A 23,204-nucleotide genomic window follows, 5' to 3' on the forward strand; every position below is an offset into this window, starting at 1 on the left:
TTCTTACCGCATCCCTTGGATCGCCCGCGCAGCCTCTGCGACCAGCGCAGGGCCGCGGTAGATCAGGCCGGTGTAAATCTGCACCGCGTCGGCGCCGGCGCGGATTTTGCTTTGCGCGTCTGCCGCGCTCAGGATGCCGCCCACGCCAATGATGGGAAAGCGGCTGCCCAGCGCCGCGCGCAATTGGCGGATCACTTGGTTGCTGGCCTCGAGCAGTGGCGCGCCGCTCAGGCCCCCGGCTTCGTCGGCGTGGGGTAGCCCTTGGACCTTGTCGCGGCGGATCGTGGTGTTGGTGGCGATCACGCCGTCCATGCCATGGCGCTGCAGCGCGGCGGCGATCACGGCGACTTGCGCCTCGTCGAGGTCGGGCGCGATCTTGAGGAAGATGGGCACGCGCCGCGCCTTGCCGGCTGCGTCGCGCTGCTGCTGCGCGAGCGCCTCGCGCCGTTCGGCGAGCGCAGACAGCAGCGCATCGAGCGCAGCGTCGCTTTGCAGGGTGCGCAGGTTTTGCGTGTTGGGCGAGCTGATGTTGACGGTGACGTAGTCGGCGTGCGGATAGACGCCCTCGAGTCCGATGAGATAGTCGCGCGTGGCATCCTCGATGGGAGTGCTTGCGTTCTTGCCGATGTTGAGCCCGAGCAGCATGGTGCCGGGCGCGCGGCGCAGGCGCGAGCGTTGCACGTTGCGCACGAAGGCATCCAGCCCTTCGTTGTTGAAGCCGAGCCGGTTGATCAGCGCCTGCGCCTCGGGCAGGCGGAACATGCGCGGCTTGGGGTTGCCGGGCTGCGGCTTGGGTGTGACGGTGCCGACTTCGACGAAGCCAAAGCCCATGCGGCCCAGCGCGTCTATGCAGCGCGCGTTTTTGTCCAGCCCTGCGGCCAGGCCCACACGGTTCGGAAAGCGCAGGCCCGCGAGCTCTATCGGGTCTTGCACGGTTTCGCTGCACCAGGCCCACTGCAGCGGCGTGTGCTGGCCGCGCTCGAGCAGTGCGAGCGTGTGTTCGTGGGCGGTTTCTGCGTCCATGCGAAACAGCACGGCGCGGGCGAGGGCGTAAGGGAGCAGGGACATGAAGAGATAATTCGAAGTTTTCGCGATTTTCCCCCACGCATCCCCTCCCAAAAGCACGCCATGACCTCATTGATGTCCCTATCTTCTTCTGCCCCGACCCAGGACGAGCTCAAGACCCTCGTGGGACGGGCGGCTTTGCAGTACGTGGAGCCGGGCAGCATCGTCGGCGTGGGCACGGGCTCCACGGTGAACAAGTTCATCGACGCGCTTGCCGACGTCAAACAGCGCATCCGCGGCGCGGTGTCCAGCTCCGAGGCCAGCACGGCGCGGCTGCGCGCGCTGGGCATTGCGGTGTTCGACGCGAACGAGGTCGATGCGCTGGCGGTGTATATCGACGGCGCCGACGAGATCGACGGGCGCGGCTACATGATCAAAGGCGGCGGCGCGGCGCTCACGCGCGAAAAAATCGTCGCGTCCATGGCCGCGCAGTTCGTGTGCATTGCCGACGCTTCCAAGCAGGTCGAGGTGCTGGGGCGTTTTCCGCTGCCCGTGGAGGTGATCCCCATGGCCGCGCGCCAGATCACGCGCCGTTTTGCCGCATTGGGCGGGAAGGCGCGCCTGCGCCTGCAGGGCGGCGCGCCGCTCGTGACCGACAACGGCCAGCATCTGCTCGACGTGCACGGCCTGCGCATCGACGCGCCGCTGGCGTTCGAGTCCGAAGTGAACCAATGGCCGGGCGTGGTGACCGTGGGCGTGTTTGCGCACCAAAAGGCGACGCTGTGCCTGCTCGGCACGGCGCAAGGCGTGCAGACTTTGCGGTTCGATTGATGGCGCACCGTGAGCCGCAATGCGCCGGTGCTGCGCGCAGCGCGGACCTGTGCACTTCCCAGGTGCGCCCCTTCACGCAAGGCTTGTTCGCCAGCTTGTCGATCGGTGCGGGCTACTTGCCCGTGGCGTTTTCGTTCGGGCTCGCGGCGCTGCAGGCGCAGCTTTCGCCGCCCGTGGCCTTGCTCGTGTCCGCACTCGTGTATGCCGGGGCGAGCCAGTTTGCGCTGGTGGCGCTCGTGGCCGCGGGCGGGTCGCTGCTGTCGGTGGTCGCCACGGTGGCCTTGATGAACGTGCGCCATGTGTTTTATGGGCCGGTGATCCTGGGCAAGCTGCGCGGCGATGCGCATCCCGGCAGTGGCGCCGCGGACGGTGCGGGCCAAACCAGCGGTGCGCAGGGTTTGGGCGTACCCTTGCCGCTGCTCGCGTTCGGCCTGACCGACGAGGTGTTTGCGCGCGCGGTGGGCGGCCTGTCGGCGGTGCCGCTGGCCGGGCGGCCTTACTGGTTCGCCGGGCTCGAACTCGGCGCCTATGCGAGCTGGCTGCTCGGCACGGCGCTGGGCGCGACGCTCGGGCAGCAGATGCTTGCGCAATCGGTCTTTTTGCGCGAGGTGCTCGCGTTCATCCTGCCGGCGCTGTTTTTCGCCTTGCTGCTCGAAATCATGCCCGGCACACGCCGGCTCGTGCTCTGGGGCGCGGGCCTTGCGACGGCGGCGCTGGCCTGTGTGCTGCCCGCCTACCTGGCGATGGTGGGCGGCATGTTGGCGGGGGCCGCGTTGGGTTACAGCAAAAAAAGCGCATGACTTTGAATTTCTCTCACGAAACCCTGGCCATCGCAAGCGCGGCGATTTGTGGCGTGCTCACGTTTTTGATGCGCTGGCTGCCCCTGCGACACCCGCCGCAGCGCTCGCGCAGTGCACGCGGTCACGCCGTGTGGAGCATGCTGGGCGCGCTCGGGCCGGCGGCGATCATGGCCTTGCTCGTCGTCTCGGTATGGCCGTCGTCCGCGCAGTTGGCAGACGCGCCCACCTGGATCGCGCTCGCCGCCGGGCTGGGCACCGTGTGGCTGGTCAAGCGCTTTGCGGGTGGCATTGCGCTGCCGACTTTGCTTGCGGCGCTGGTGTATGGCGCCTGCCGGTATTTTTTGGTGGCTGCGTAGGCGAGAAGAAGGGGTGCTCCCTGCCTTCTGGATGGCGCAGGCCGGTCAAGCCGTCTCTTTGGCAGCAGGCGGCTGCGCCATGCCTTGGTGGCGCAGCAGGGCATCGAGCTGCGGCTCGCGGCCGCGGAAGGCTTTGAACGACTCCATCGCCGGGCGGCTGCCGCCGGCTTCGAGGATGGCCTGGCGGTAGCGGCGCCCGACCTCGCGGCTTGGCAGGCCGTCGCTGCCCACGGTTTCTTCGAACGCGGCGTAGGCGTCGGCGCTCAGCACCTCGGCCCATTTGTAGCTGTAGTAGCCCGCAGCGTAGCCGCCCGCGAAGATGTGGCTGAAGGTGTGCGGCATGCGGCCAAACGGCGGCGGCGGCATCACCGAGACCTCGCTGCGCACCTGCTCGAGCAGCGGCATGAAGTCCTGCGCGGGGTCGTGCACGGTGTGCAGCAGCATGTCGAACAGCGAAAACTCGATCTGGCGCAGCGTCTGCAGACCGCTTTGGAAGTTTTTCGCGGCAAGCATCTTGTCGTACAAGTCGCGCGGCAGCGGGGCGCCGGTATCGACATGCGCCGTCATATCCTGCAGCACGCGCCACTCCCAGCAGAAGTTTTCCATGAACTGGCTGGGCAGCTCGACGGCGTCCCACTCGACGCCCGCGATGCCTGAGACGTCGCGCTCGTTGACCTGCGTGAGCAAATGGTGCAGGCCGTGGCCGAATTCGTGGAACAAGGTGATGACGTCGTCGTGCGTGAGCAGCGCGGGCTTGCCCGCCACGCCCGCGGCAAAGTTGCACACCAGGTGTGCGACGGGCGTTTGCAGCACGCCCGTGTCGGGGCGGCGCCAGCGTGTGCGCACGTCGTCCATCCAGGCACCGCCGCGCTTGCCGGGGCGCGCGGGCAGGTCGAGGTAGAACTGGCCGACGAGCGCACCGTCGCGCTCGATGCGGTAAAACTCCACGGCCGGGTGCCACACGGGCGCGCTGTCGCGCACGATGCGCACTTCGAACAGGTTTTCGACGATCTTGAACAGCCCCGCGAGCACCTTGGGCGCGGGGAAGTATTGCTTGACTTCCTGCTCGCTGAAGGCGTAGCGTGCCTCCTTGAGCTTTTCGGCGATGTAGGGCCAGTCCCAGGCTTGCGGATCAACGATGCCCAGCGTGCGCGCGGCAAAGTCGCGCATGTCGGCGAGGTCTTTTTCGGCGTAGGGGCGCGCACGCACGGCCAGGTCGCGCAAAAACGCGATGACCTGGTCGGGCGACTGCGCCATCTTGGGCACGAGCGAGACGGCGCCGAAGTGCGGGTAGCCGAGCAGCTGCGCTTCTTCGCGGCGCAGCGCGAGGATTTCATGGATCAGCGCGGTGTTGTCGAAGCGCTTGGCCTCGCCCTCGGCCTGGTCGGACGCGCGCGTGACATAGGCGCGGTACAGGCGCTCGCGCAGCGCGCGATCGTGCGCGAACTGCATCACAGGCAGGTAGCTGGGCATTTTGAGCGTGAGCTTGTAGCCCGTGCGGCCCTCGGCCTCGGCGGCGCTGCGCCCGGCCTGCAGCACGTCGTCGGGCACACCGGCGAGCTCTTCGGCGCTCGCGTAGTAGGCGAAGGCGTCGGTCGCGTCGAGCGCGTTTTCGCTGAATTTCTGGCTCAGCTCGGCCTGGCGCTCCTGGATTTGTGCAAAGCGCTCCTTGGCCGCGCCCTGCAGCTCGGCGCCGCTGAGCACGAAACCGCGCAGTGCGTTGTGCAGCGCGCGGCCTTGCTCGGCGTCGAGTGTCTCGGGGTCTATGGCTTTGTATTTGGCGTACAGGCGCTCGTCGGCGCCCAGGCGCGTCCAGAACTCGGTCACGCGCGGCAGTGCGGCGTTGTAGGCGGCGCGCAGCGCGGGCGTGTCGGCCACGCTGTTCAGGTGGCTGATCGCGCCCCAGACCACGCCGAGCCGCTCCGTGGCCACGTCGAGCACGCGCGCGATGGCGTCCCATTGCGCGGGGAAGTCAGGCGCGGTGACGGTCTCGAGCGCCTGGTTGGCGCGCTCGAGCAGCGTATCGATGGCAGGGGCCACGTCTTCGGGCTGGATGCGGTCGAAGGGCGGCAGGTCGGTGAAGTCGAGGAGAGGATTGCTCATGGATGCGCAGGTGGTTGCCGTGGGCGGTCGCTTCAAGAGGAGATTCAGTGCGCGGCGATAGGTTTCGCCAGGCCGGCAGCGCGCTCGGCCGCTTCGAGGGTGTTGACCAGCAGCATGGTGATGGTCATGGGGCCGACGCCGCCGGGCACGGGCGTGATCCAGCCGGCGACTTCGCGCACGCCGGCGAAATCGACGTCACCGCAGAGCTTGCCCGCGTCGTCGCGGTTCATGCCCACGTCTATCACCACGGCGCCGGGCTTGACCATGTCGGCCGTGAGCACATTGCGCTTGCCCACGGCGGCGACGATCACGTCGGCCTGCAAGGTGTGCGCCTTGAGGTTTTGCGTGGCGCTGTGGCAGATGGTGACAGTAGCATCTTGCGCGAGCAGCATCAGCGCCATGGGTTTGCCGACGATGTTGCTGCGGCCTATGACGACGGCGTGCTTGCCACGCAAGGGGTAGCCTATGCTTTCGAGCATCTTCATGCAGCCGTAGGGCGTGCAGGGCTTGAAGCCGGGCAAGCCGGTCATGAGCGCGCCGGCGCTCGCGATGTGAAAGCCATCGACGTCCTTCGCGGGCGAGATCGCCTCGATGACTTTTTGCGCGTCGATGTGCGCGGGCAGCGGCAGCTGCACCAGGATGCCGTGGATGCGCGGGTCGGCGTTGAGCGCCTGCACGCGCGCGAGCAGTTCGGCCTCGCTGAAACCGGCGTCGTACTTTTCGAGCACCGAGTGCAGTCCGCTGTCTTCGCAAGCCTTGACCTTGTTGCGCACATAGACCTGCGAGGCCGGGTTGTCGCCCACGAGGATCACGGCGAGGCCGGGGGTGATGCCGCGCGCCTTGAGCGCCGCGGCGCGCTGCGCAACCTGGGCACGCAGCTGGCGCGAGAGGGCGTTGCCGTCGATGAGTTGGGCTGTCATGGGTGCTGAAAATAAGTATGAAATATGCCATTAGCGCCCGTGTAGCAAGCGCTGGCAGCTATCGATGAAGGAGTGCTATGGGCGTCAGAGCTTGGGCGCGTTCTGGCCCAGCGCGATCTTGAGCAGGTCGGCCACCGTGTTCGCGTTGAGCTTTTCCATGATGTTGGCGCGGTGCGCTTCCACGGTCTTGATGCTGATGCCCAGGTCGTCGGCGATCTGCTTGTTCAGGCGCCCGGCGACGATGCGCTCAAGCAGCTGCGCCTCGCGGCTCGTGAGCTTGGCGAGCATGGCTTCGCGGTTCGCGGCCTGCTGGTGTTCGGCAAAGGCTTGTTCGGCGTTTTCGAGCATGCGCTCGACCAGGCTGAGCAGCGCTTTTTCGTCGAAGGGCTTTTGGATGAAGTCGAGCGCACCCTTTTTCATGGTGCTCACCGCCATGGGCACGTCGCCGTGGCCCGTGATGAAAGCGATGGGCAGTGGCGACCCGCGCTCCAGCAGGCGGTCTTGCAGCTCGAGGCCGCTCATGCCGTCCATGCGGATGTCCACGAGCAGGCAGGCGACCTCGCGCGGGTCGTAGCGCGCCAGAAAGACTTCGGCCGAATCGAAGCCGCGCACCAGGTAGTTGCTGCCCTCGAGCAGCCATTGCAGCGAGTCGCGCACGGCCTCGTCGTCATCGACCACGTAAACAGTGCCATTTTTCGGAATCAAACTCATGCCACAGTCCTCGTGCTGGGTACATTTGCTACAGATTTGGATGCAATACCTGCAGGCTTAGCAATGGGTAGCCAGAAAGAAAACCTGCAGCCCACGACCTCGGCGCCATTGTAAATGTTGTCCGCCTGCAGCCGGCCCTGGTGTGCCTCGACGATGCTGCGGCACAGGTTCAGGCCTATGCCCATGCCTTCTTGCTTGGTCGAGTAAAAGGCTTCGAACAGGCGCTCGCGCATCTCGGGCGGTAGGCCTTTGCCGCTGTCTTGTACGGCAAATTCGATCACCTCGTTGCCCTCGATGCTGCGCGGCAGCACGCGCAGCTCGACGGTGCGTGCTGCAGGCGGGCGCTGCGCCTGCTGGATCGCCTCGGCGCCGTTTTTGAGCAGGTTGATGAGCACCTGCTCGATCAGGATGGTGTCGGCGCGCACGCTTGGCAGGCGCGCGGCCACATGGTGCGTGAGGCGCACGTTGTGGCGGCGCAGCTCGATGCCGGCGAGCTCGATCGCTTCCTGCACCATCTTGGAGACGTCTGCCTGCACGAATTGCGGCTCGCTTTTTTTCACGAAGGCGCGGATGTGGTGAATGATCTGCCCCGCGCGCTGCGCCTGGTGCGCGGTTTTCTGCAAGGCCATGCGCAGCATGTCTTCGCTGAGCTGGCCGCTTTCGATGCGCGTGAGCGTGCCGTTGCAGTAGTTGCTGATGGCGGTGAGCGGCTGGTTGAGTTCGTGCGCGAGGCTGGACGCCATCTCGCCCATGGTCACGAGGCGGCTCACGGACTGCGCGCGCTCGGCCTGGCGCGCGGCCTGCTCTTCGGCCTGGCGGCGCTGCGTGATGTCGGTGGCGATCACCATCTGCGCGAGGCGCCCATCGACCCAGCTCAGGTAGCGCGAGCGCACTTCGAGCCATTTGCCGAGTTCGGGCAGGAATATCTCGGCGTGGTCGGGCAGGGCATTGGTGATGGCGTCGGCTGGCAAGCCCATGAGGCCGTCCTCCTCGTCCATGCCGCCCGTTGGCTGGTAAGACACGGGCAGCTTGCCGGCTTGCGCCACGAGTTGCAGGTGCCCGTCGGCCTGCGCACCGAACCATTGACGGTAGAGTTTGTTGGCGAACAGCAGTTCTTCGCTGCCCAGCGGCGCTACCGAGACGGCGGCGTCCAGCGCTTCGAGCACGATGGTGAAGCGCTCGTGCGCGGCGGCGAGCTGTTCGCGGATGCGCGTGGGCTCGGTGATGTCGGTCATCGAGGTCATCCAGCCGGTCTGCTGGCCGTGCGCGTCGATCAGCGGCGAGACGTAGAGCCGCGCGTCGAACAGGGTGCCGTTCTTGCGCTTCACGCGCATCTTGTAGCCGCCCGAAGAGCCTTTGCCGCTGAACTGCTCATGCAATTTTTCGTTCAGCAAATGTTTCTCTTCGTCGGGCCAGTACGGAAACGGCGCTTTGAGGCCCACGAGTTCCTCGGCGCTCCAGCCCGTCATCTGGCAGAACGCGGCGTTCACGTAGGTGATGCGTCCTTCGAGGTCGAGCGCGCGCATGCCCGTGGCTATGGAGTTTTCCATCGCGCGGCGAAAGTTCGTCTCGGCCACCAGCGCTTGCTGCATCTGCAGGCGCCGGCGCGTGTGGCGCCAGGTGGCGACGAGCAGCCACGTGGTCATCACGCTGAGCACGCCCACGAGCCAGAACAGGCCGCTGCCAACCACGCCCAGCGAGGTGCGATACGCCTGCGCGCGCAACACCAATCCACGTCCCACGGGCGAGACCTGAATGGCGTACTCGCTCGCGCGTTGTTGTTTCCAGGGTAGGAAGTGGGCGTTGCCGGTGTTGTTTGCCATCGGGGTGCCTGCCAGCAACTGGCGGTCGCCATCGAGCAGGGTGACGGCGTAACGGGCCAGCACGCGCGGCGGCATGCCGTAGCGCAGCAAGCTGTCGTTGGAAAACTCGCCCAGCACCACGCCGCCGAACTGCCGCCCGCGCACGATGGGCACCAGCAGTTGCAACAGCGGCGGCGCTTGCCCCGGCGTGGCCAGGGGCTGGGCGAACGCCGACTGCCGTTGCTGCCATGCCTGGGTCCAAGATGGGGTGTCGAGTGCGATCTGCTCGCCCGGCGAACGCTGCTGGCTGGCAGGCAGGGTGGGCGCAGCGTGGCTCGCCCGGATGCGGCCTTGCGGGTCTATCCAGGTAAGGGCCTGCAGTTCGGGGTACTGGTTGACGAGCGCCTCGGCGCGGTTTTCGAACTCGGCCGGCGCCAACTCCTGCAGGGCAAGCTGCCGCGCCAGGCGCATCAATTGCTCCTGGCGCTCGAGCAGGAGCAGACGCACGCGCTGCTGCGCGTATTCCAAATCGCGCTGCAAGGTTTCCTGCTCGCGCTCAGACTCCTCGATCTGCAAGTAAGCAAAGGCCGCGACGATGGCCCCAAGGAACAAAAACACCGCCACCAGCGGAGCCAGCAGTGCGAAGCGGTCCTGGCGCAGCGGCGTAAGGTTGCGCCACCAGGCGCGCCACCAACGTACCAGGACAGGGCGGCGCGGCTGGCAAAGGGTTTGAAGAAGTCATCACACCAGTAAGTGTAGGAGTAGAAGCGGCCCTGCGGCCCGCCATATTTTGTGTGCATCAGCGGCGAATTATCACATTACGGTATTTGCGACCATTATTCGAAACCACATGCGCGCATTCTCATTAGAATGGGCTGCAGATGCCGAGCCCGCATCTTCTTTTTGCCAGGAGACATCGCATGATCGAACCCACTGCCTTTGCATCCGAAAGCTCTGCTGCCGACCCCGACCCGCAGGAAACGCGTGAGTGGATGGACGCGCTCAGCGCCGTCATAGAGAAAGAAGGCCCTGTGCGTGCACACGCGCTGCTCGAGCAGTTGCTCGAACACGCGCGCCAAAACAGCATAGACCTGCCGTTTTCGGCCACCACGGGTTACGTGAACACCATAGAGCCCGCACAAGAGGCACGCTGCCCTGGCAACGTGGAAGTCGAAGAGCGCCTGCGCGCCTACATGCGCTGGAACGCCATGGCCATGGTGGTCAAGGCCAACCGCCTGCATCCCGACGATGGCGGCGACCTGGGTGGGCACATAGGCTCCTTTGCCTCGCTCGCCACCTTGTTCGGCACGGGCTTCAACCATTTCTGGCACGCTGCGAACGCGCAGCACGGCGGCGACTGCATCTATATCCAGGGCCACAGCTCGCCCGGCATCTATGCGCGCGCCTACCTCGAGGGCCGCATCAGCGAGGAGCAATTGCTCAACTTCCGCCAGGAAGTCGGCGGCAGGGGGCTGTCGAGCTACCCGCACCCCAAGCTCATGCCGGAGTTCTGGCAGTTTCCCACCGTGTCCATGGGGCTGGGCCCGATCATGGCCATTTACCAGGCGCGGTTTCTCAAATACCTGCACGCACGCGGCATCGCCGACACCTCCCAGCGCAAGGTCTGGGTGTTCTGCGGCGACGGCGAGATGGACGAGGTCGAGTCGCTGGGCGCGATCAGCCTCGCGGCGCGCGAGAAGCTCGACAACCTGATCTTCGTGATCAACTGCAATCTGCAGCGCCTCGACGGCCCCGTGCGCGGCAATGGCAAGATCATCCAGGAGCTCGAGGGCGAATTCCGCGGCTCGGGCTGGAACGTGATCAAGCTGCTGTGGGGCCGCGAATGGGACGACCTGCTCGCGCGCGACAAGGACGGTGCGCTGCGCAAGATCATGCTGGAGTGCAACGACGGCGACTACCAGGCTTTCAAGGCCAATGACGGCGCCTACGTGCGCAAGCACTTTTTCGGGCGCGATCCGCGCACGCTGGCGCTGGTCGAGCACATGAGCGACGACGAAATCTGGAATCTGCGCCGCGGCGGGCACGACCCGCAAAAGGTGTATGCCGCGTTCCACGCCGCCTACCACCACCAGGGCCAGCCCACGGTGGTGCTCGCCAAGACCATCAAGGGCTACGGCATGGGCAAGATCGGCGAGGGCAAGAACACCGTGCACCAGACCAAAAAGCTCAGCGACGAGGACGTGCGCGCCTTTCGCGACCGCTTCGACATCCCCATCCCCGACAGCCAGATCCCGGACTTGCCCTTTTACAAGCCTGCCGAGGGCACGCCCGAGATGAAGTACCTGCACGCGCGCCGTGAGGCGCTGGGCGGCTACCTGCCGCAGCGGCGCACGCGCGCCGACGAGCAATTCACCGTGCCCGCGCTCGAAACCTTCAAGGCCATCCTCGAGCCCACGGCCGAGGGGCGCGAAATTTCCACCACGCAGGCGTATGTGCGCTTTCTCACGCAGCTTTTGCGCGACCAGGCGCTGGGCCCACGCGTGGTGCCCATCCTCGTCGATGAGGCGCGCACCTTCGGCATGGAAGGGCTGTTCCGCCAGATCGGCATCTACAACCCCGCGGGCCAGCAATACACGCCCGTCGATAAAGACCAGGTGATGTACTACCGCGAGGACGCCAAAGGCCAGATCCTGCAGGAAGGCATCAACGAGGCCGGCGGCATGAGCAGCTGGATCGCTGCGGCCACGAGCTACAGCACGAACAACCGGATCATGATCCCGTTTTACGTGTTCTATTCGATGTTCGGCTTTCAGCGCGTGGGCGACCTGGCCTGGGCCGCGGGCGACATGCAGGCGCGCGGCTTTTTGCTCGGCGGCACTTCGGGGCGCACCACGCTCAACGGCGAGGGCCTGCAGCACGAAGACGGCCACAGCCACATCCTCGCGGGCAACATCCCCAACTGCGTGAGCTACGACCCGAGCTTTGCGCACGAGGTCGCGGTGATCATGCAGCACGGCTTGAAGCGCATGGTCGAGCGCCAGGAAAACGTGTTTTACTACCTCACCCTGCTGAACGAAAACTACGCCATGCCCGGCCTCACGCCCGGCACCGAGGAGCAGATCATCCAGGGCATGTACCTGTTCAAGCCGGCTGCAGTGGCCGATGCGCAGGCACCGCGCGTGCAGCTGCTGGGCTCGGGCTCCATCCTGCGCGAGAGCCTGGCCGCGCAGCAGCTGCTGGCGCAGGACTGGGGCGTGGCGGCAGACGTCTGGAGCTGCCCGAGCTTCAACGAGCTCACCCGCGAAGGCCGCGACGCCCAGCGCTGGAACCTGCTGCACCCCACCGAGGCGCCGCGCGTGCCTTTCGTGACCCGCCAGCTCGCAGATCACCCGGGCCCCGTCGTGGCCTCGACCGACTACGTCAAAGCCTACGCCGAGCAGATCCGCCCCTTCATCCCGGCGGGGCGCAGCTACCACGTGCTGGGCACGGACGGCTTTGGCCGCAGCGACTTCCGCTTTCGCCTGCGCGAACACTTCGAGATCGACCGGCACTACATCGCGCTCGCCGCGCTCACGGGCCTGGCCGAGCAGGGCCAGCTGGCGCGCGAGCGCCTCGCGCAGGCCATCGCCCAATACGGCATACGCACCGAAAAACCCAACCCGCTGATCGCCTGAGGCGGGCACCCGGCATTACAAGAATCGCAGGAGAACGATATGGCCATCCAAGAAATCAAGGTGCCCGACATCGGCAACTTCGACGCCGTCACGGTGATCGAAATCCTCGTCAAACCGGGCGACACGGTGCAAAAGGAGCAGTCGCTGGTCACCGTGGAATCCGACAAAGCCTCGATGGAAATCCCCTCGAGCCACGCGGGCGTGGTGCAAGAGCTGCGCGTGAAGCTCGGCGACAAGGTGCACGAAGGCTCGGTACTGCTCACGCTCGACGTGGCAGAGGCGCCTGCCGATGCTTCCCCTGCGGCGCAAAATTCTGAGCAAAATCAGCCTCTAGCGCAGGTGCAGCAAGCGCAAGAAGCTAGCAAAACAGAAGCAACGACACAAGCCGCGAGCGTGCAAGCCGCGGCCCCTGCGGTGGCTGTGCCCGTGGCGCCGTCCGTGCCAACGCCCGCCGCAAGCCCCGCGCCCGCATCTGCGGCGCAGGCATCGCCAGCCCCAGCCCCCGCCACCACGGGCCAAACCGCGCCGCACCAGCCCGACCGCAGCGCGCAGCTCGCGCAACTGCCGCACGCCTCGCCCGCGGTGCGCAGGTTCGCGCGCGAGCTTGACGTGCCGCTCGAAGAAGTGCAGGGCACGGGCCCCAAAGGGCGCATCACGAGCGCCGACGTGCAGGCCTTCACGCAGGCCGTGATGCGCGGCACGCTGCAAACGCGCGCCGCCGCGGCCCAGCGTGCAACCATCGGTACAGGCGCTGGCGCACCGAGCGGTGCGGGCCTGAACCTGCTGCCCTGGCCGCAGGTCGATTTCGCCAGGTTCGGCCCCGTCGAGCGCAAGGACTTGTCGCGCATCCAGAAAATCAGCGGCGCCAATTTGCACCGCAACTGGGTGATGATCCCGCACGTCACCAACCATGACGACGCCGACGTCACCGCGCTCGAAGCCTTCCGCCAGCAGCTCAACGAGGAGCACGCCAAGGCCGGCGTGAAGGTCACGCTGCTCGCGTTCATGGTCAAGGCTGCCGTCGCGGCGCTGCGCAAGTTCCCGCAGTTCAACGCCTCGCTCGACGGCGAGCAGCTCGTGCTCAAAAAATACTTCCACATCGGCTTTGCCGCCGACACGCCCAATGGCCTCGTCGTGCCCGTGGTGCGCGACGCCGACCAAAAAGGCATCCTCGAGATCGCGCAGGAAACCGCGGCGCTGAGCCAGAAGGCGCGCGAGGGCAAGCTCACGCCGGCCGACATGACGGGCGGCTGCTTTTCGATCTCGTCGCTGGGCGGCATTGGCGGGCGCTACTTCACGCCCATCATCAACGCGCCCGAGGTGGCCATCCTGGGCGTTTGCAAGAGCCACACCGAGCCGCAGTGGGACGGCCAGCAATTCGTGCCGCGCCTGATGCTGCCGCTGTCGCTGTCGTGGGATCACCGCGTGATCGACGGCGCCGCGGCGGCGCGCTTTCTCGTCTATTTCACGGGCCTGCTCGCGGACTTCCGCCGCGTGAGCTTGTGAGCCCACGCCCCACCGCATCTGTTTGGAGAAGCAAACCATGGCCCTCATGGACATCAAGGTGCCCGACATCGGCGACTTCCCCGAAGTCACGGTGATCGAGGTGCTCGTCAAACCCGGCGACACCATTCGCGCGGAACAAAGCCTGGTCACAGTGGAGTCGGACAAGGCGTCGATGGAAATCCCCTCGAGCCACGCCGGCGTGGTCAAGGAGCTGCGCGTGCAACTCGGCGACAAGGTGCACGAGGGCAGCGTGCTGCTCACGCTCGAAACGGCGGATGCCGCTGCCGCGCCCGCGGCGGCAAACGCTTCTGCTCCTGATTCAGAAGCTGCTCGCGCCAGCGGTTCAGCCGATTCACGCGCCAATGTGCTTGAAACAGAGGCAAAGCAAGCGCAAGCAGCTCCTGCAAGCGTAGCGCCCACCGCTGCCGCAGAGAACGCGCCGGCCGACCTCGAATGCGACCTGCTCGTGCTCGGTGGCGGGCCGGGCGGCTACAGCGCGGCCTTTCGCGCGGCCGACCTGGGCCTGCGCGTGGTGCTCGTCGAGCGCTACGCCGAGCTCGGCGGCGTGTGCCTCAACGTGGGCTGCATCCCGTCCAAGGCCTTGCTGCACGTGGCCGCGGTGATCGACGCGGCGCAGCACCTGGCGGGCGCCGGCGTGTCTTTCGGCGCACCGCAGATCGACCTCGAGCAACTGCGCGCGCACAAAGCCAAGGTGGTGGGCCGGCTCACGGGCGGCCTGGCCGCCATGGCCAAGATGCGCAAGGTGCAAGTCGTGCGCGGCTACGGCAGCTTTGCGAGCGCGCACCGCGTGGTGGTCGAAGAAACCGCCGGCCCCGCGCAAGAAAAAACCGGCAAGCGCAGCACCATCGCGTTCCAGCGCGCCATCATTGCCGCGGGCAGTCAGGCCGTGCGCTTGCCGTTTCTGCCAGACGACGCGCGCATCATCGACAGCACGGGCGCGCTTGCGCTGCCGTCCGTGCCGCGGCGCATGCTCATCATCGGCGGCGGCATCATCGGGCTGGAGATGGCCACCGTGTATGCGACGCTGGGCGCGCGCATAGCCGTGGTCGAGATGAGCGGCGAGCTCATGCCCGGCGCCGACCGCGACCTCGTCAAGGTCTGGCAAAAAATCAACGCCCGTCGCTTCGACCGCATCCTGCTGAACACCCGCGTCAGCGGCGCGCACGCCACGCCCGAGGGCGTGCAGGTGCAGTTCGCCCCGGCGCAGGAAGGCGCCACGGCCGATGCCGCAGCCCTCGAGCCGCAAACCTACGACCTCGTGCTGCAAGCCGTGGGCCGCAGCCCCAACGGGCGCAAGATCGGCGCCGAAGCCGCCGGCGTGCATGTTGATGCGCGCGGCTTCATCCCCGTCGATGCGCAAATGCGCAGCAACGTGCCGCACATCTTTGCGATCGGCGACATCGTCGGCCAGCCCATGCTCGCGCACAAAGCCGTGCACGAAGGCCATGTCGCGGCCGAAGTGATCGCGGGCGAGCTGCAGGGCAAGGCCGAGCTGGCGCGCGCCGCGTTCGAAGCGCGCGTGATCCCGAGCGTGGCCTACACCGACCCCGAAATCGCCTGGGTGGGCCTGACCGAAGTGCAGGCCAAGGCGCAGGGCATCGCCGTGCGCAAGGGGTTGTTCCCCTGGAGCGCATCGGGCCGCGCCATCGCCAACGGCCGCGACGAAGGCTTCACCAAGCTGCTGTTCGACGCCGGCACCGACGCGGGCGCCCCCGGCCACGGCCGCATCCTCGGCGGCGGCATCGTCGGCCCGCATGCGGGCGACCTGATCGGCGAAGTGGCACTCGCGATCGAAATGGGCGCCGACGCGCTCGACATAGGCCAGACCGTGCACCCGCATCCCACGCTCGGCGAGAGCATAGGCCTGGCCGCCGAAGCCGCTGTGGGCCATTGCACCGACCTGCCGCCCGCGCGGCGTTGAATCCAGCGCCCGCCAGCGCCCGCCAGCCCCGGGTAAGTGCGCAGCACCGGGGGGTTGACGACTACAGGTTCCAGCGATAGCGCGCGGCTTCGTGCAGCGTCCAGCCGCCGTCGCCGGAAAGCTCCAGCACCCAGGCGTGGTGCTGGAGCAGGGCAGGGTGGTGGCTCACGCTGACCGGGGTGATCGAGAGGCCGCGCAGCTGGCCGTAAAGCAGCGCTTCGTTGCCGGCGTCGAGCGCGCTCGTGGCCTCGTCGAGCAGCAGGTAGCGCGGCTTGGCAAGCAGCGCGCGCGCAAAGGCCAGCCGCTGCTGCTCGCCCACGGACAGCACCTTGGCCCAGTCCTGGCGCGCCTGCAGGCTGCCGAAGCGCACGGCCAGCGTGGGCAGGTTGACGCGCTCGAGCCACTGCAGCAGTTCCTCGTCCGAAACTTCGTGCCCGGTCTGCGGGTACGTGAGCTGGCAGCGCAGATCACCGAGCGGCAGATAGGGCTGCTGCGGCAGAAACATCATGTCCAGCCCCGCGGGGCGTATCACCTCGCCCGAGCCCGCATTCCACAGGCCGGCCATCGCGCGCAGCAGCGAGCTTTTGCCGGCGCCGCTCGCGCCCACGATGAGCAGCCCTTCGCCGGGCTGCACGCTCAGGCTCAGCTCGCGGATCAAGAGGCGCTCGCGGTGGGGCGTGAGCAGCGTCAGGCGATCCAGCGCCAGCTCGAAGCCCGGCACGGTGCGGACCTGCGGCACGGGCTCGGCGGCAGGCTCACCCTGCGGCGTCTGGCCGTCGAGCGCTTCAGAAAAAGCGTACAACCGCTCCACGCCCGCGGAAAAGCGGCTCAGTCCTTCGAAGTGCTCGACGATCACCGTGAGCGCGCTCAGGATGGCGGTGAAGGCGCCCGTCGCCTGGATCGCGCGGCCAACCTCCAGCTCGCCCGAAAGCACGTCGCCCGCGATGATTACCGTGGGCAGCAAGGCCATCAGAAAGCTGTGCGCGTACTGGAACAGGTTGAGCTTGAACTGCGCGCGCAGCACCCGCTGGAAGTTGGCATACACCGTCTGAAACACGCGCTGCAGCAGCGCCATTTCGCGTGCCTCGCCGTGCTGGAAAGCGATGGGCTCGGCATGCTCACGCACGCGCACGAGGCTGAAGCGGAAGTCCGCCTCGCGCTGCAGCTGGCGAAAATTCAACGCGATGAGCTGCCGCCCGAACACCGTGCCCGTGAACCAGGTGCTCACGACGGCATAAGCGAGCAAAAAATACACCAAGGCGTGCGAAATCGACCACAGCACGCCCGCAAACGCGACGAGCTCGATGACCGATCCCAGCACGATCATCGAAAAATAGAGCGACTGCTGGGTAAAGCTGTTGATGTCGTCGGCAATGCGCTGGTCGGGGTTGTCTATGTCCTCGGCCATGCTGAGCCGGTAATACGCGCGCTGGTGGAAATAGCGCGCAAGAAACTGCTCGGTCAGCCAGCGGCGCCAGCGCAGGCCCAGCGTGTCGCGCACGAAGTAGTACAGCGCATACAGCGGCACTGCCGCCACGAGCAAGGCGGTGTAGCGCCGGATCGAAGCCCAAAAGCGCGCACTGTCGCCCGCCGCCAGCGCCGAGGTGAATTCGCCGGTTTCCTGGTTGAACAGCACGTTGCAGGCGGTCTGCACGAGCAGCAAGCCCACCAGCAAGGCCAGCAGCCCGCCGGCGCGCCAGCGCTCCTGCGAGCGCCAGTAGGGCTGGGCAATCGCGGCAAAACGCCGCCACAGGCGCAGGTTGAAGCCCGGGGTTTCGGTGGCTGCCGGTGCGGTGCGGTCGTCGCTGTTGTCGTCGTCGTCGCTGTCGATGTTTGCTTTGGTGTCCTTGCGCATGGCCGTATTGGACCTGAGAGGCTGAGTCGTGGGCGGGAACGCCGACCCGGGCGGCTCAAAAAGAAGGCACACTTGCGGGGTTCGTTACTTTTTTCTACACCTTTTCATGAGCGCCACTGAAAACCCCGTCGTCTTCGGCACCGAAGACCTGCTGCTGAGCCTGTGCAACTCGGTCACCAAGGTGCTCACCGTGGCCACGCAGAGCGCAATCCATTACTCAGCCATGGTGCAGCGCATCAGCAAAACCTGCCTCAAGCCCGACATCGGCTGCTTCGTGCTGTTCGACGGCGGTTTTTCGGGCCTGGTGATCATCAACTTCTCGGCCCAGGCGGCGATGGAGCTCTACCAGAGCTACATGCTCAACATGGGCATGTCGCGCGACGATCTCGCGAGCTCCTACACCTCGGACGACGTGGCCAACGTCATGGGCGAGCTCATGAACCAGGTCGTGGGCGACTTCGTCGGCAAGGTGCGGCGCGAGCTGCAGACCCACATCACGCAAAACCAGCCCAAGATGCTGGCGCTGAACAAACAGGTGGTGCTGAGTGTGGACGCCAACCTCGACCAGCCCGAGGCGCGGCGCGTCACTTTCTACACCGGCGCGAACCACATCTTCTACCTCGAACTCGCGATCGACCGCACCGAATTCATCAAGCTCTACGACTTCGAGCCCCAGGAAGCGCCCGACCCCGACGCGCTGATCGCGCAGGCGCACCTCGCCTCCGCTGCGCCCGCCCCGGCGGCGCCAGATGCCGGGGCGAGCGATACCGAGGAACTGCTCAAATCGCTGGGGATGTGAGCGGGGCGGGAGGTGCGCCGCAGCTCACGCCGCCGCCTCCAGCCCCTGCGCAAAATGCGCCTGCATGGCCTGCACGCTCGCGGCCGCGTCGTGTGCCTGCAACGCCGCGAGGAGGGCGCGGTGTTCGCGCAACGAATCTTCGATGCGCCCCTCCTTGAGCAGGGAATTCTGGCGGTTGAGCTTCATGACCTTGCGCAAATCGGCCACGACCTGGCTGCGCCAGCGGTTGTCGGCGAGCTCCAGCAGCCGCATGTGAAAGCGCTCGTTGACCGCAAAAAAGCGCTCGCGTTCGCCCACGGCGGCTTCGAGTTCGGCGTGCAGCGCTTGCAGCTCCTGCAGTTGCTGCGGCGTGGCGTGCGCGGCCACGATGCCTGCAGCGTCGCTTTCGAGCAGCGCGAGCAGGTGATAGACGTCGCGCAGGTCTTTTTCCGACATCTCGGTCACGTAGGCGCCGCGGCGCAGCTTCATCGTGATGAGCCCCTCGGTGGCCAGCACCTTGAGCGCCTCGCGCAGCGGCGTGCGGCTGATGCCGAATTCTTCGGCGATCTTGAGCTCGTCTATCCAGCTGCCGGGCTCGAGCTCGCGCCGGAAAATGCGCTGGCGCAATTGCTCGGCCACTTCTTCATAGAGCGCGCGCGGCGTGAGGGTAGAGGAGGACATGGGCTGGGCGGCACAAGGCAAAATAGCGGTTGCAGACGGGACGCAGGCTTGGATTCTGAATTCATAATTATGAATGATATAAACTCCGCCCCTGCTAAACGGACGTTTGCCGCAATGTTCGTCGCCCGTTGCGCGTGAGCCGCCTCACGCTTTTCGCCTTCTTGCACCGCCAGATTCGTTTCCATTCCCCCGCATTGCCTGAACACAGAAAGCCGCGCCATGAGTGAGCCCCACAACGCATCCCCCGAATTTGCCCAAGCCAGCCTCGCAGACTGGGCCAAAGCCGCGGCCAAATCCGCCCCAGGCGGGGACTTGAACGCGCTCGACTGGATCACGCCCGACGGCCTCACCGTGAAGCCGCTCTACACCGCGCAAGACCTGCAAGGCCTGCCTTATACCGACACGCTGCCGGGCTTCGAGCCCTTCATCCGCGGCCCGCAGGCCACCATGTACGCGGTGCGCCCCTGGACGATCCGCCAGTACGCGGGCTTTTCCACGGCCGAAGAGTCCAACGCGTTCTACCGCAAGGCGCTCGCCGCGGGCGGGCAGGGCGTTTCAGTGGCGTTCGATTTGGCCACGCACCGCGGCTACGACAGCGACCATCCGCGCGTCACGGGCGACGTGGGCAAGGCCGGCGTGGCGATCGACTCGGTCGAAGACATGAAGATCCTGTTCGACCAGATTCCGCTCGACAAGGTCAGCGTCTCCATGACCATGAACGGCGCCGTGCTGCCTGTGCTCGCGGGCTACATCGTTGCGGCCGAAGAGCAGGGCGTGAAGCAGGAGCAGCTCAGCGGCACCATACAGAACGACATCCTCAAAGAGTTCATGGTGCGTAACACCTACATTTATCCGCCGAAACCGAGCATGCGCATCATCGGCGACATCATCGAGTACACGGCAAAAAATATGCCGAAGTTCAACTCGATCAGCATCAGCGGCTACCACATGCAAGAGGCCGGCGCCACGCAGGCGCTCGAGCTCGCCTTCACACTGGCCGACGGCAAGGAATACGTCAAGACCGCCACGGCCAAGGGCATGGATGTGGACGACTTTGCCGGACGCCTGTCGTTCTTCTGGGCGATCGGCATGAATTTTTATCTCGAGATCGCCAAGATGCGTGCCGCGCGCCTGTTGTGGTGCCGCATCATGAAGGGCTTTGGCGCCAAGAACCCCAAGAGCCTGATGCTGCGCACGCACTGCCAGACCAGCGGCTGGAGCCTCACCGCGCAAGACCCGTACAACAACGTCGTGCGCACCACCATCGAAGCCATGGCCGCGGTGTTCGGCGGCACGCAAAGCCTGCACACCAACAGCTTCGACGAGGCCATCGCGCTGCCCACCGAGTTTTCCGCCCGCATTGCGCGCAACACCCAGCTCATCCTGCAGGAAGAGACGCACATCACCAACGTGATCGACCCCTGGGCCGGCAGCTACCTGATGGAAAAGCTCACGCAGGACATGGCCGACGCCGCTTGGCAGATCATCGAAGAGGTCGAGGCCATGGGCGGCATGACGCAGGCCGTGGACAGCGGCTGGGCCAAGCTCAAGATCGAGGCAGCCGCCGCCGAGAAGCAGGCGCGCATCGACTCGGGCAAAGACGTGATCGTGGGCGTGAACAAATACAAGCTGGCCAAGGAAGAGCCGGTGGACATCCTCGAGATCGACAACCTCAAGGTGCGCGAAGGCCAGATCGCGCGCCTGCAAAAAATCAAGCAAAATCGCGACCAGGCCAAGGTGCAGCAAGCGCTGGATGCTCTCACAAAAGCAGCGGAAAGCGGCACGGGCAACCTGCTCGCGCTCACTGTGGATGCCATCCGCCTGCGCGCCACGGTGGGCGAGGTCAGCGAGGCGCTCGAAAAAGTCTTTGGGCGCCACCGCGCCGACACGCAAAAGGTGACCGGGGTGTACGCAGCCGCTTACGATTCGGCCGAAGGCTGGGAAAAGCTCAAGACCGAGATCAACGAATTCGCCACCGAGCACGGCCGCCGCCCGCGCGTGATGATCGCCAAGCTCGGCCAGGACGGCCACGACCGCGGCGCCAAGGTGGTGGCCACGGCCTTTGCCGACCTCGGCTTCGACGTGGATATCGGCCCGCTGTTCCAGACCCCCGAAGAATGCGCGCGCCAGGCCATCGAAAACGACGTGCACGCCGTGGGCGTGAGCACCCTGGCCGCAGGCCACAAAACCCTGGTGCCCGCGATCATCGAGGAGCTCAAAAAACAGGGCGCGGACGACATCGTCGTGTTCGTGGGCGGCGTGATTCCGCAGCAGGATTACGACTTTCTCTACCAGGCCGGCGTCAAAGGCATCTACGGCCCGGGCACGCCGATCCCGGCCAGCGCGAAGGACGTGCTGGAGCAGATCAAGAAGGCGCAAAAAACGCGCTAAAAGCGGACGACGTGATACAGCAATACCGTATGTATCTGACGAAAATTGGAGCATCTCATGGCTGTATCCGTGCGCATGGACCCTTTGCTGGAAAAAGAGTTGGCGCTGGCCGCCAAGCGGCAGGGCATTACCAAGTCGCAGTTCATTATCGAGGCGGTGGAGCGAGCCCTGGGCCGAAAGGATCCGGCCGCGCTGTACCACAAGGTCATGGAGGAATCGGCGCGCTACCGCGTGGGCGAGGAAGTGCCAGATGATGCGTTGTCGCCCATCAAGGCCGCCCTGCGCCAGCGCCTGCGCGCGCAGCACGCGCAGCAGCAGGACGACTACGCTGCCTACCTTGCCGAGCGCGAGACCAAGGCCCAGAGAGGCGACGCTTGAAAGTCTGCCTGCTCGACTCGGGGCCGCTGGTGGCCCTGTTCCACCCAGGCGACCGCTTTCATGCGCACTTTCGGCAGCTCATCGTGGACACGCCGGCGCCCATCCAGATGCACACGACCTGGCCCTGCGTGACGGAAGCCAGTCACCTGCTGGGGCCGCGCCAACGGCTGGCCTTGTTGCAATGGATAGGCCATGGAGCGGTGCAGGTGTTCCCCTTCGACGCACCGGACCTGCTGGAGATGTGCGTGTGGATGGAGCAATACACGCAACAGCCCCGCACCGAAATGGACCTGGCCGAAGCCTCGCTCTACTGGCTGGCCTGTGCGTCCGGCGTGGCGCAAGTCCTGACCATCGACGTGCGCGACTTTTCGCGCTACCGCCTGCCCGACGGCCGGGCGTTCGAGATTTTGTGAGCGCACAAGGAATGCAGATCACGACAACCCAACCATCGACCGCCGCTGGAGCCTGTGCATGAACGTGCCTGAGCTGCAAGCCGCGATCCTGCACGGCACGCCATTGCAACGCCGCCGCGCCATGGCCAAGGCCATCACGCTGCTCGAATCGACGCGCGCCGACCATCGCGCGCAGGCCGATGCGCTGCTCACCGCCTTGCTGCCACACACTGGCAAGGCGTTCCGGCTGGGCATCAGCGGGGTGCCGGGCGTGGGCAAGTCGACTTTCATCGAGGCGCTGGGCCTGTACCTGATCAGCCAGGGCCACCGCGTGGCGGTGCTTGCGATCGATCCTTCATCGAGCGTCTCGGGCGGCTCTATCCTCGGCGACAAGACGCGCATGGAGAAGCTCTCGGTGCACGAGATGGCCTACATCCGCCCCAGCCCCAGCAGCGGCACGCTGGGCGGCGTGGCCGAGAAAACGCGCGAGGCCATGCTGGTGTGCGAGGCCGCAGGCTACGACGTGGTCATCGTCGAAACCGTGGGTGTGGGCCAGAGCGAGACCGCCGTGGCCGGCATGACCGACATGTTCGTGCTGCTGCAGCTGCCCAACGCGGGCGACGATCTGCAGGCGATCAAAAAGGGCGTGATGGAGCTGGCTGACCTCGTGGTCATCAACAAGGCCGACCTCGACCCCAAGGCGGCCACGCGCGCGCAGGCGCAAATCACCTCCAGCCTGCGCCTGCTGGGCCTGCACGGCAACCCCGAACACGCGCACCACGACGACAAGCTCTGGCACCCCAAGGTGATCCAGATCAGCGCCCTGCTCGGGCAGGGCGTCGATGCCTTCTGGGCCGAGGTCAGCGCATTCCGCCGCCTGCAGACCGCCAACGGCCGCCTGGCCGCGCGCCGCCAGCAGCAGGCGCTTGCGTGGATGTGGGAGCGCATAGACGGGGGGCTCAAGCAGGCTTTTCGCCAGCACCCGCAGGTGCGTCGCCTGCTGCCCGCCATGGAAGCCGACGTGGCGCAAGGCCGCGTGCCCGCTTCCACGGCCGCAAGAATTTTGCTCGCAGCCCAGTTCGGCAAAGCGCCGAAAGCTATCGAATAAATAGCGAAAG

18 protein-coding genes are annotated in these 23,204 nt (G+C 66.1%); 11 read left to right on the top strand and 7 right to left on the bottom strand.

Annotated elements, in window-relative coordinates:
• Window positions 1–3: 3 nt before the first annotated feature.
• On the bottom strand, window positions 4–1,068 hold the full coding sequence (locus FK527_RS09740; protein ID WP_144732839.1) for a quinone-dependent dihydroorotate dehydrogenase: 1,065 nt from the start codon (window positions 1,066–1,068) through the stop codon (window positions 4–6).
• Between the two features lie 60 nt (window positions 1,069–1,128).
• Here FK527_RS09740 and rpiA point away from each other — a divergent pair, with 60 nt between their 5' ends.
• The 3 genes from rpiA to FK527_RS09755 are packed head-to-tail and all read left to right on the top strand — an operon-like array spanning window position 1,129 to window position 2,992.
• Window positions 1,129–1,836 (top strand): ribose-5-phosphate isomerase RpiA, encoded by a 708-nt coding sequence (gene rpiA, locus FK527_RS09745; RefSeq protein WP_144732842.1) that lies wholly within the window; start codon window positions 1,129–1,131, stop codon window positions 1,834–1,836.
• Window positions 1,836–2,636 carry an AzlC family ABC transporter permease gene (locus FK527_RS09750; protein ID WP_144732845.1) on the top strand — a complete coding sequence of 267 codons (801 nt, stop codon included), beginning with the start codon at window positions 1,836–1,838 and terminating at the stop codon, window positions 2,634–2,636. Before rpiA ends, FK527_RS09750 begins: the two co-directional genes overlap by 1 nt.
• Window positions 2,633–2,992, top strand: a complete 360-nt coding sequence (locus tag FK527_RS09755; protein ID WP_144732848.1) for an AzlD domain-containing protein — start codon at window positions 2,633–2,635, stop codon at window positions 2,990–2,992. Before FK527_RS09750 ends, FK527_RS09755 begins: the two co-directional genes overlap by 4 nt.
• A 45-nt stretch (window positions 2,993–3,037) precedes the next feature.
• On the opposite strand, the gene FK527_RS09760 is transcribed toward FK527_RS09755, so the two are convergent.
• The 4 genes from FK527_RS09760 to FK527_RS09775 all read right to left on the bottom strand — a co-directional run bounded on the left by FK527_RS09760 (window position 3,038) and on the right by FK527_RS09775 (window position 9,230).
• Window positions 3,038–5,095, bottom strand: coding sequence for a M3 family metallopeptidase (locus FK527_RS09760; protein ID WP_144732851.1), 2,058 nt, complete (start codon window positions 5,093–5,095; stop codon window positions 3,038–3,040).
• 44 nt (window positions 5,096–5,139) lie between these two features.
• Window positions 5,140–6,015 carry a bifunctional methylenetetrahydrofolate dehydrogenase/methenyltetrahydrofolate cyclohydrolase FolD gene (gene folD, locus FK527_RS09765; protein WP_144732854.1) on the bottom strand — a complete coding sequence of 292 codons (876 nt, stop codon included), beginning with the start codon at window positions 6,013–6,015 and terminating at the stop codon, window positions 5,140–5,142.
• Between the two features lie 84 nt (window positions 6,016–6,099).
• Window positions 6,100–6,726 carry a response regulator transcription factor gene (locus tag FK527_RS09770; protein WP_144732857.1) on the bottom strand — a complete coding sequence of 209 codons (627 nt, stop codon included), beginning with the start codon at window positions 6,724–6,726 and terminating at the stop codon, window positions 6,100–6,102.
• Window positions 6,723–9,230 carry a PAS domain-containing sensor histidine kinase gene (locus FK527_RS09775; protein WP_144732860.1) on the bottom strand — a complete coding sequence of 836 codons (2,508 nt, stop codon included), beginning with the start codon at window positions 9,228–9,230 and terminating at the stop codon, window positions 6,723–6,725. The genes FK527_RS09770 and FK527_RS09775 overlap by 4 nt, the downstream gene beginning before the upstream one ends.
• 218 nt (window positions 9,231–9,448) lie before the next feature.
• Here FK527_RS09775 and aceE point away from each other — a divergent pair, with 218 nt between their 5' ends.
• The 3 genes from aceE to lpdA are packed head-to-tail and all read left to right on the top strand — an operon-like array spanning window position 9,449 to window position 15,611.
• Window positions 9,449–12,163 (top strand): pyruvate dehydrogenase (acetyl-transferring), homodimeric type, encoded by a 2,715-nt coding sequence (gene aceE / locus FK527_RS09780; RefSeq protein WP_144732863.1) that lies wholly within the window; start codon window positions 9,449–9,451, stop codon window positions 12,161–12,163.
• A gap of 39 nt (window positions 12,164–12,202) precedes the next feature.
• Window positions 12,203–13,669 (top strand): dihydrolipoyllysine-residue acetyltransferase, encoded by a 1,467-nt coding sequence (locus FK527_RS09785; RefSeq protein WP_144732866.1) that lies wholly within the window; start codon window positions 12,203–12,205, stop codon window positions 13,667–13,669.
• A 37-nt stretch (window positions 13,670–13,706) separates the two neighbouring features.
• Window positions 13,707–15,611 carry a dihydrolipoyl dehydrogenase gene (gene lpdA / locus FK527_RS09790; RefSeq protein ID WP_144732869.1) on the top strand — a complete coding sequence of 635 codons (1,905 nt, stop codon included), beginning with the start codon at window positions 13,707–13,709 and terminating at the stop codon, window positions 15,609–15,611.
• Window positions 15,612–15,672: 61 nt separating this feature from the next.
• Here the strand turns inward: lpdA and FK527_RS09795 are convergent, their stop codons facing one another.
• On the bottom strand, window positions 15,673–17,466 hold the full coding sequence (locus FK527_RS09795) for an ABC transporter ATP-binding protein/permease (RefSeq protein WP_144732872.1): 1,794 nt from the start codon (window positions 17,464–17,466) through the stop codon (window positions 15,673–15,675).
• A gap of 106 nt (window positions 17,467–17,572) precedes the next feature.
• Between FK527_RS09795 and FK527_RS09800 the strand changes: the two genes are divergently transcribed.
• Complete coding sequence (locus FK527_RS09800; RefSeq protein ID WP_144732875.1) at window positions 17,573–18,265, top strand: DUF3334 family protein; 693 nt, start codon at window positions 17,573–17,575, stop codon at window positions 18,263–18,265.
• Window positions 18,266–18,289: 24 nt separating this feature from the next.
• On the opposite strand, the gene FK527_RS09805 is transcribed toward FK527_RS09800, so the two are convergent.
• Window positions 18,290–18,925: a GntR family transcriptional regulator gene (locus tag FK527_RS09805; RefSeq protein ID WP_144732878.1), complete on the bottom strand. Its 636-nt coding sequence runs from the start codon at window positions 18,923–18,925 to the stop codon at window positions 18,290–18,292.
• A gap of 219 nt (window positions 18,926–19,144) precedes the next feature.
• On the opposite strand from FK527_RS09805, the gene scpA reads away from it, so the two are divergent.
• Genes scpA through meaB form a run of 4 tightly spaced genes read left to right on the top strand, consistent with a single transcriptional unit; the run spans window position 19,145 to window position 23,194 of the window.
• Complete coding sequence (scpA, locus tag FK527_RS09810; RefSeq protein WP_144732881.1) at window positions 19,145–21,316, top strand: methylmalonyl-CoA mutase; 2,172 nt, start codon at window positions 19,145–19,147, stop codon at window positions 21,314–21,316.
• A 57-nt stretch (window positions 21,317–21,373) separates the two neighbouring features.
• Window positions 21,374–21,694: a toxin-antitoxin system HicB family antitoxin gene (locus tag FK527_RS09815; RefSeq protein WP_144732884.1), complete on the top strand. Its 321-nt coding sequence runs from the start codon at window positions 21,374–21,376 to the stop codon at window positions 21,692–21,694.
• Window positions 21,691–22,107, top strand: a complete 417-nt coding sequence (locus FK527_RS09820; RefSeq protein ID WP_144732887.1) for a type II toxin-antitoxin system VapC family toxin — start codon at window positions 21,691–21,693, stop codon at window positions 22,105–22,107. The genes FK527_RS09815 and FK527_RS09820 overlap by 4 nt, the downstream gene beginning before the upstream one ends.
• Before the next feature lie 58 nt (window positions 22,108–22,165).
• Window positions 22,166–23,194 (top strand): methylmalonyl Co-A mutase-associated GTPase MeaB, encoded by a 1,029-nt coding sequence (meaB, locus tag FK527_RS09825; RefSeq protein ID WP_186298421.1) that lies wholly within the window; start codon window positions 22,166–22,168, stop codon window positions 23,192–23,194.
• The last annotated feature ends 10 nt before the right edge of the window (window positions 23,195–23,204 follow it).

Source organism: Extensimonas perlucida, from assembly GCF_007655255.1.
Taxonomy (GTDB): Bacteria; Pseudomonadota; Gammaproteobacteria; order Burkholderiales; family Burkholderiaceae_C; genus Extensimonas; species Extensimonas perlucida.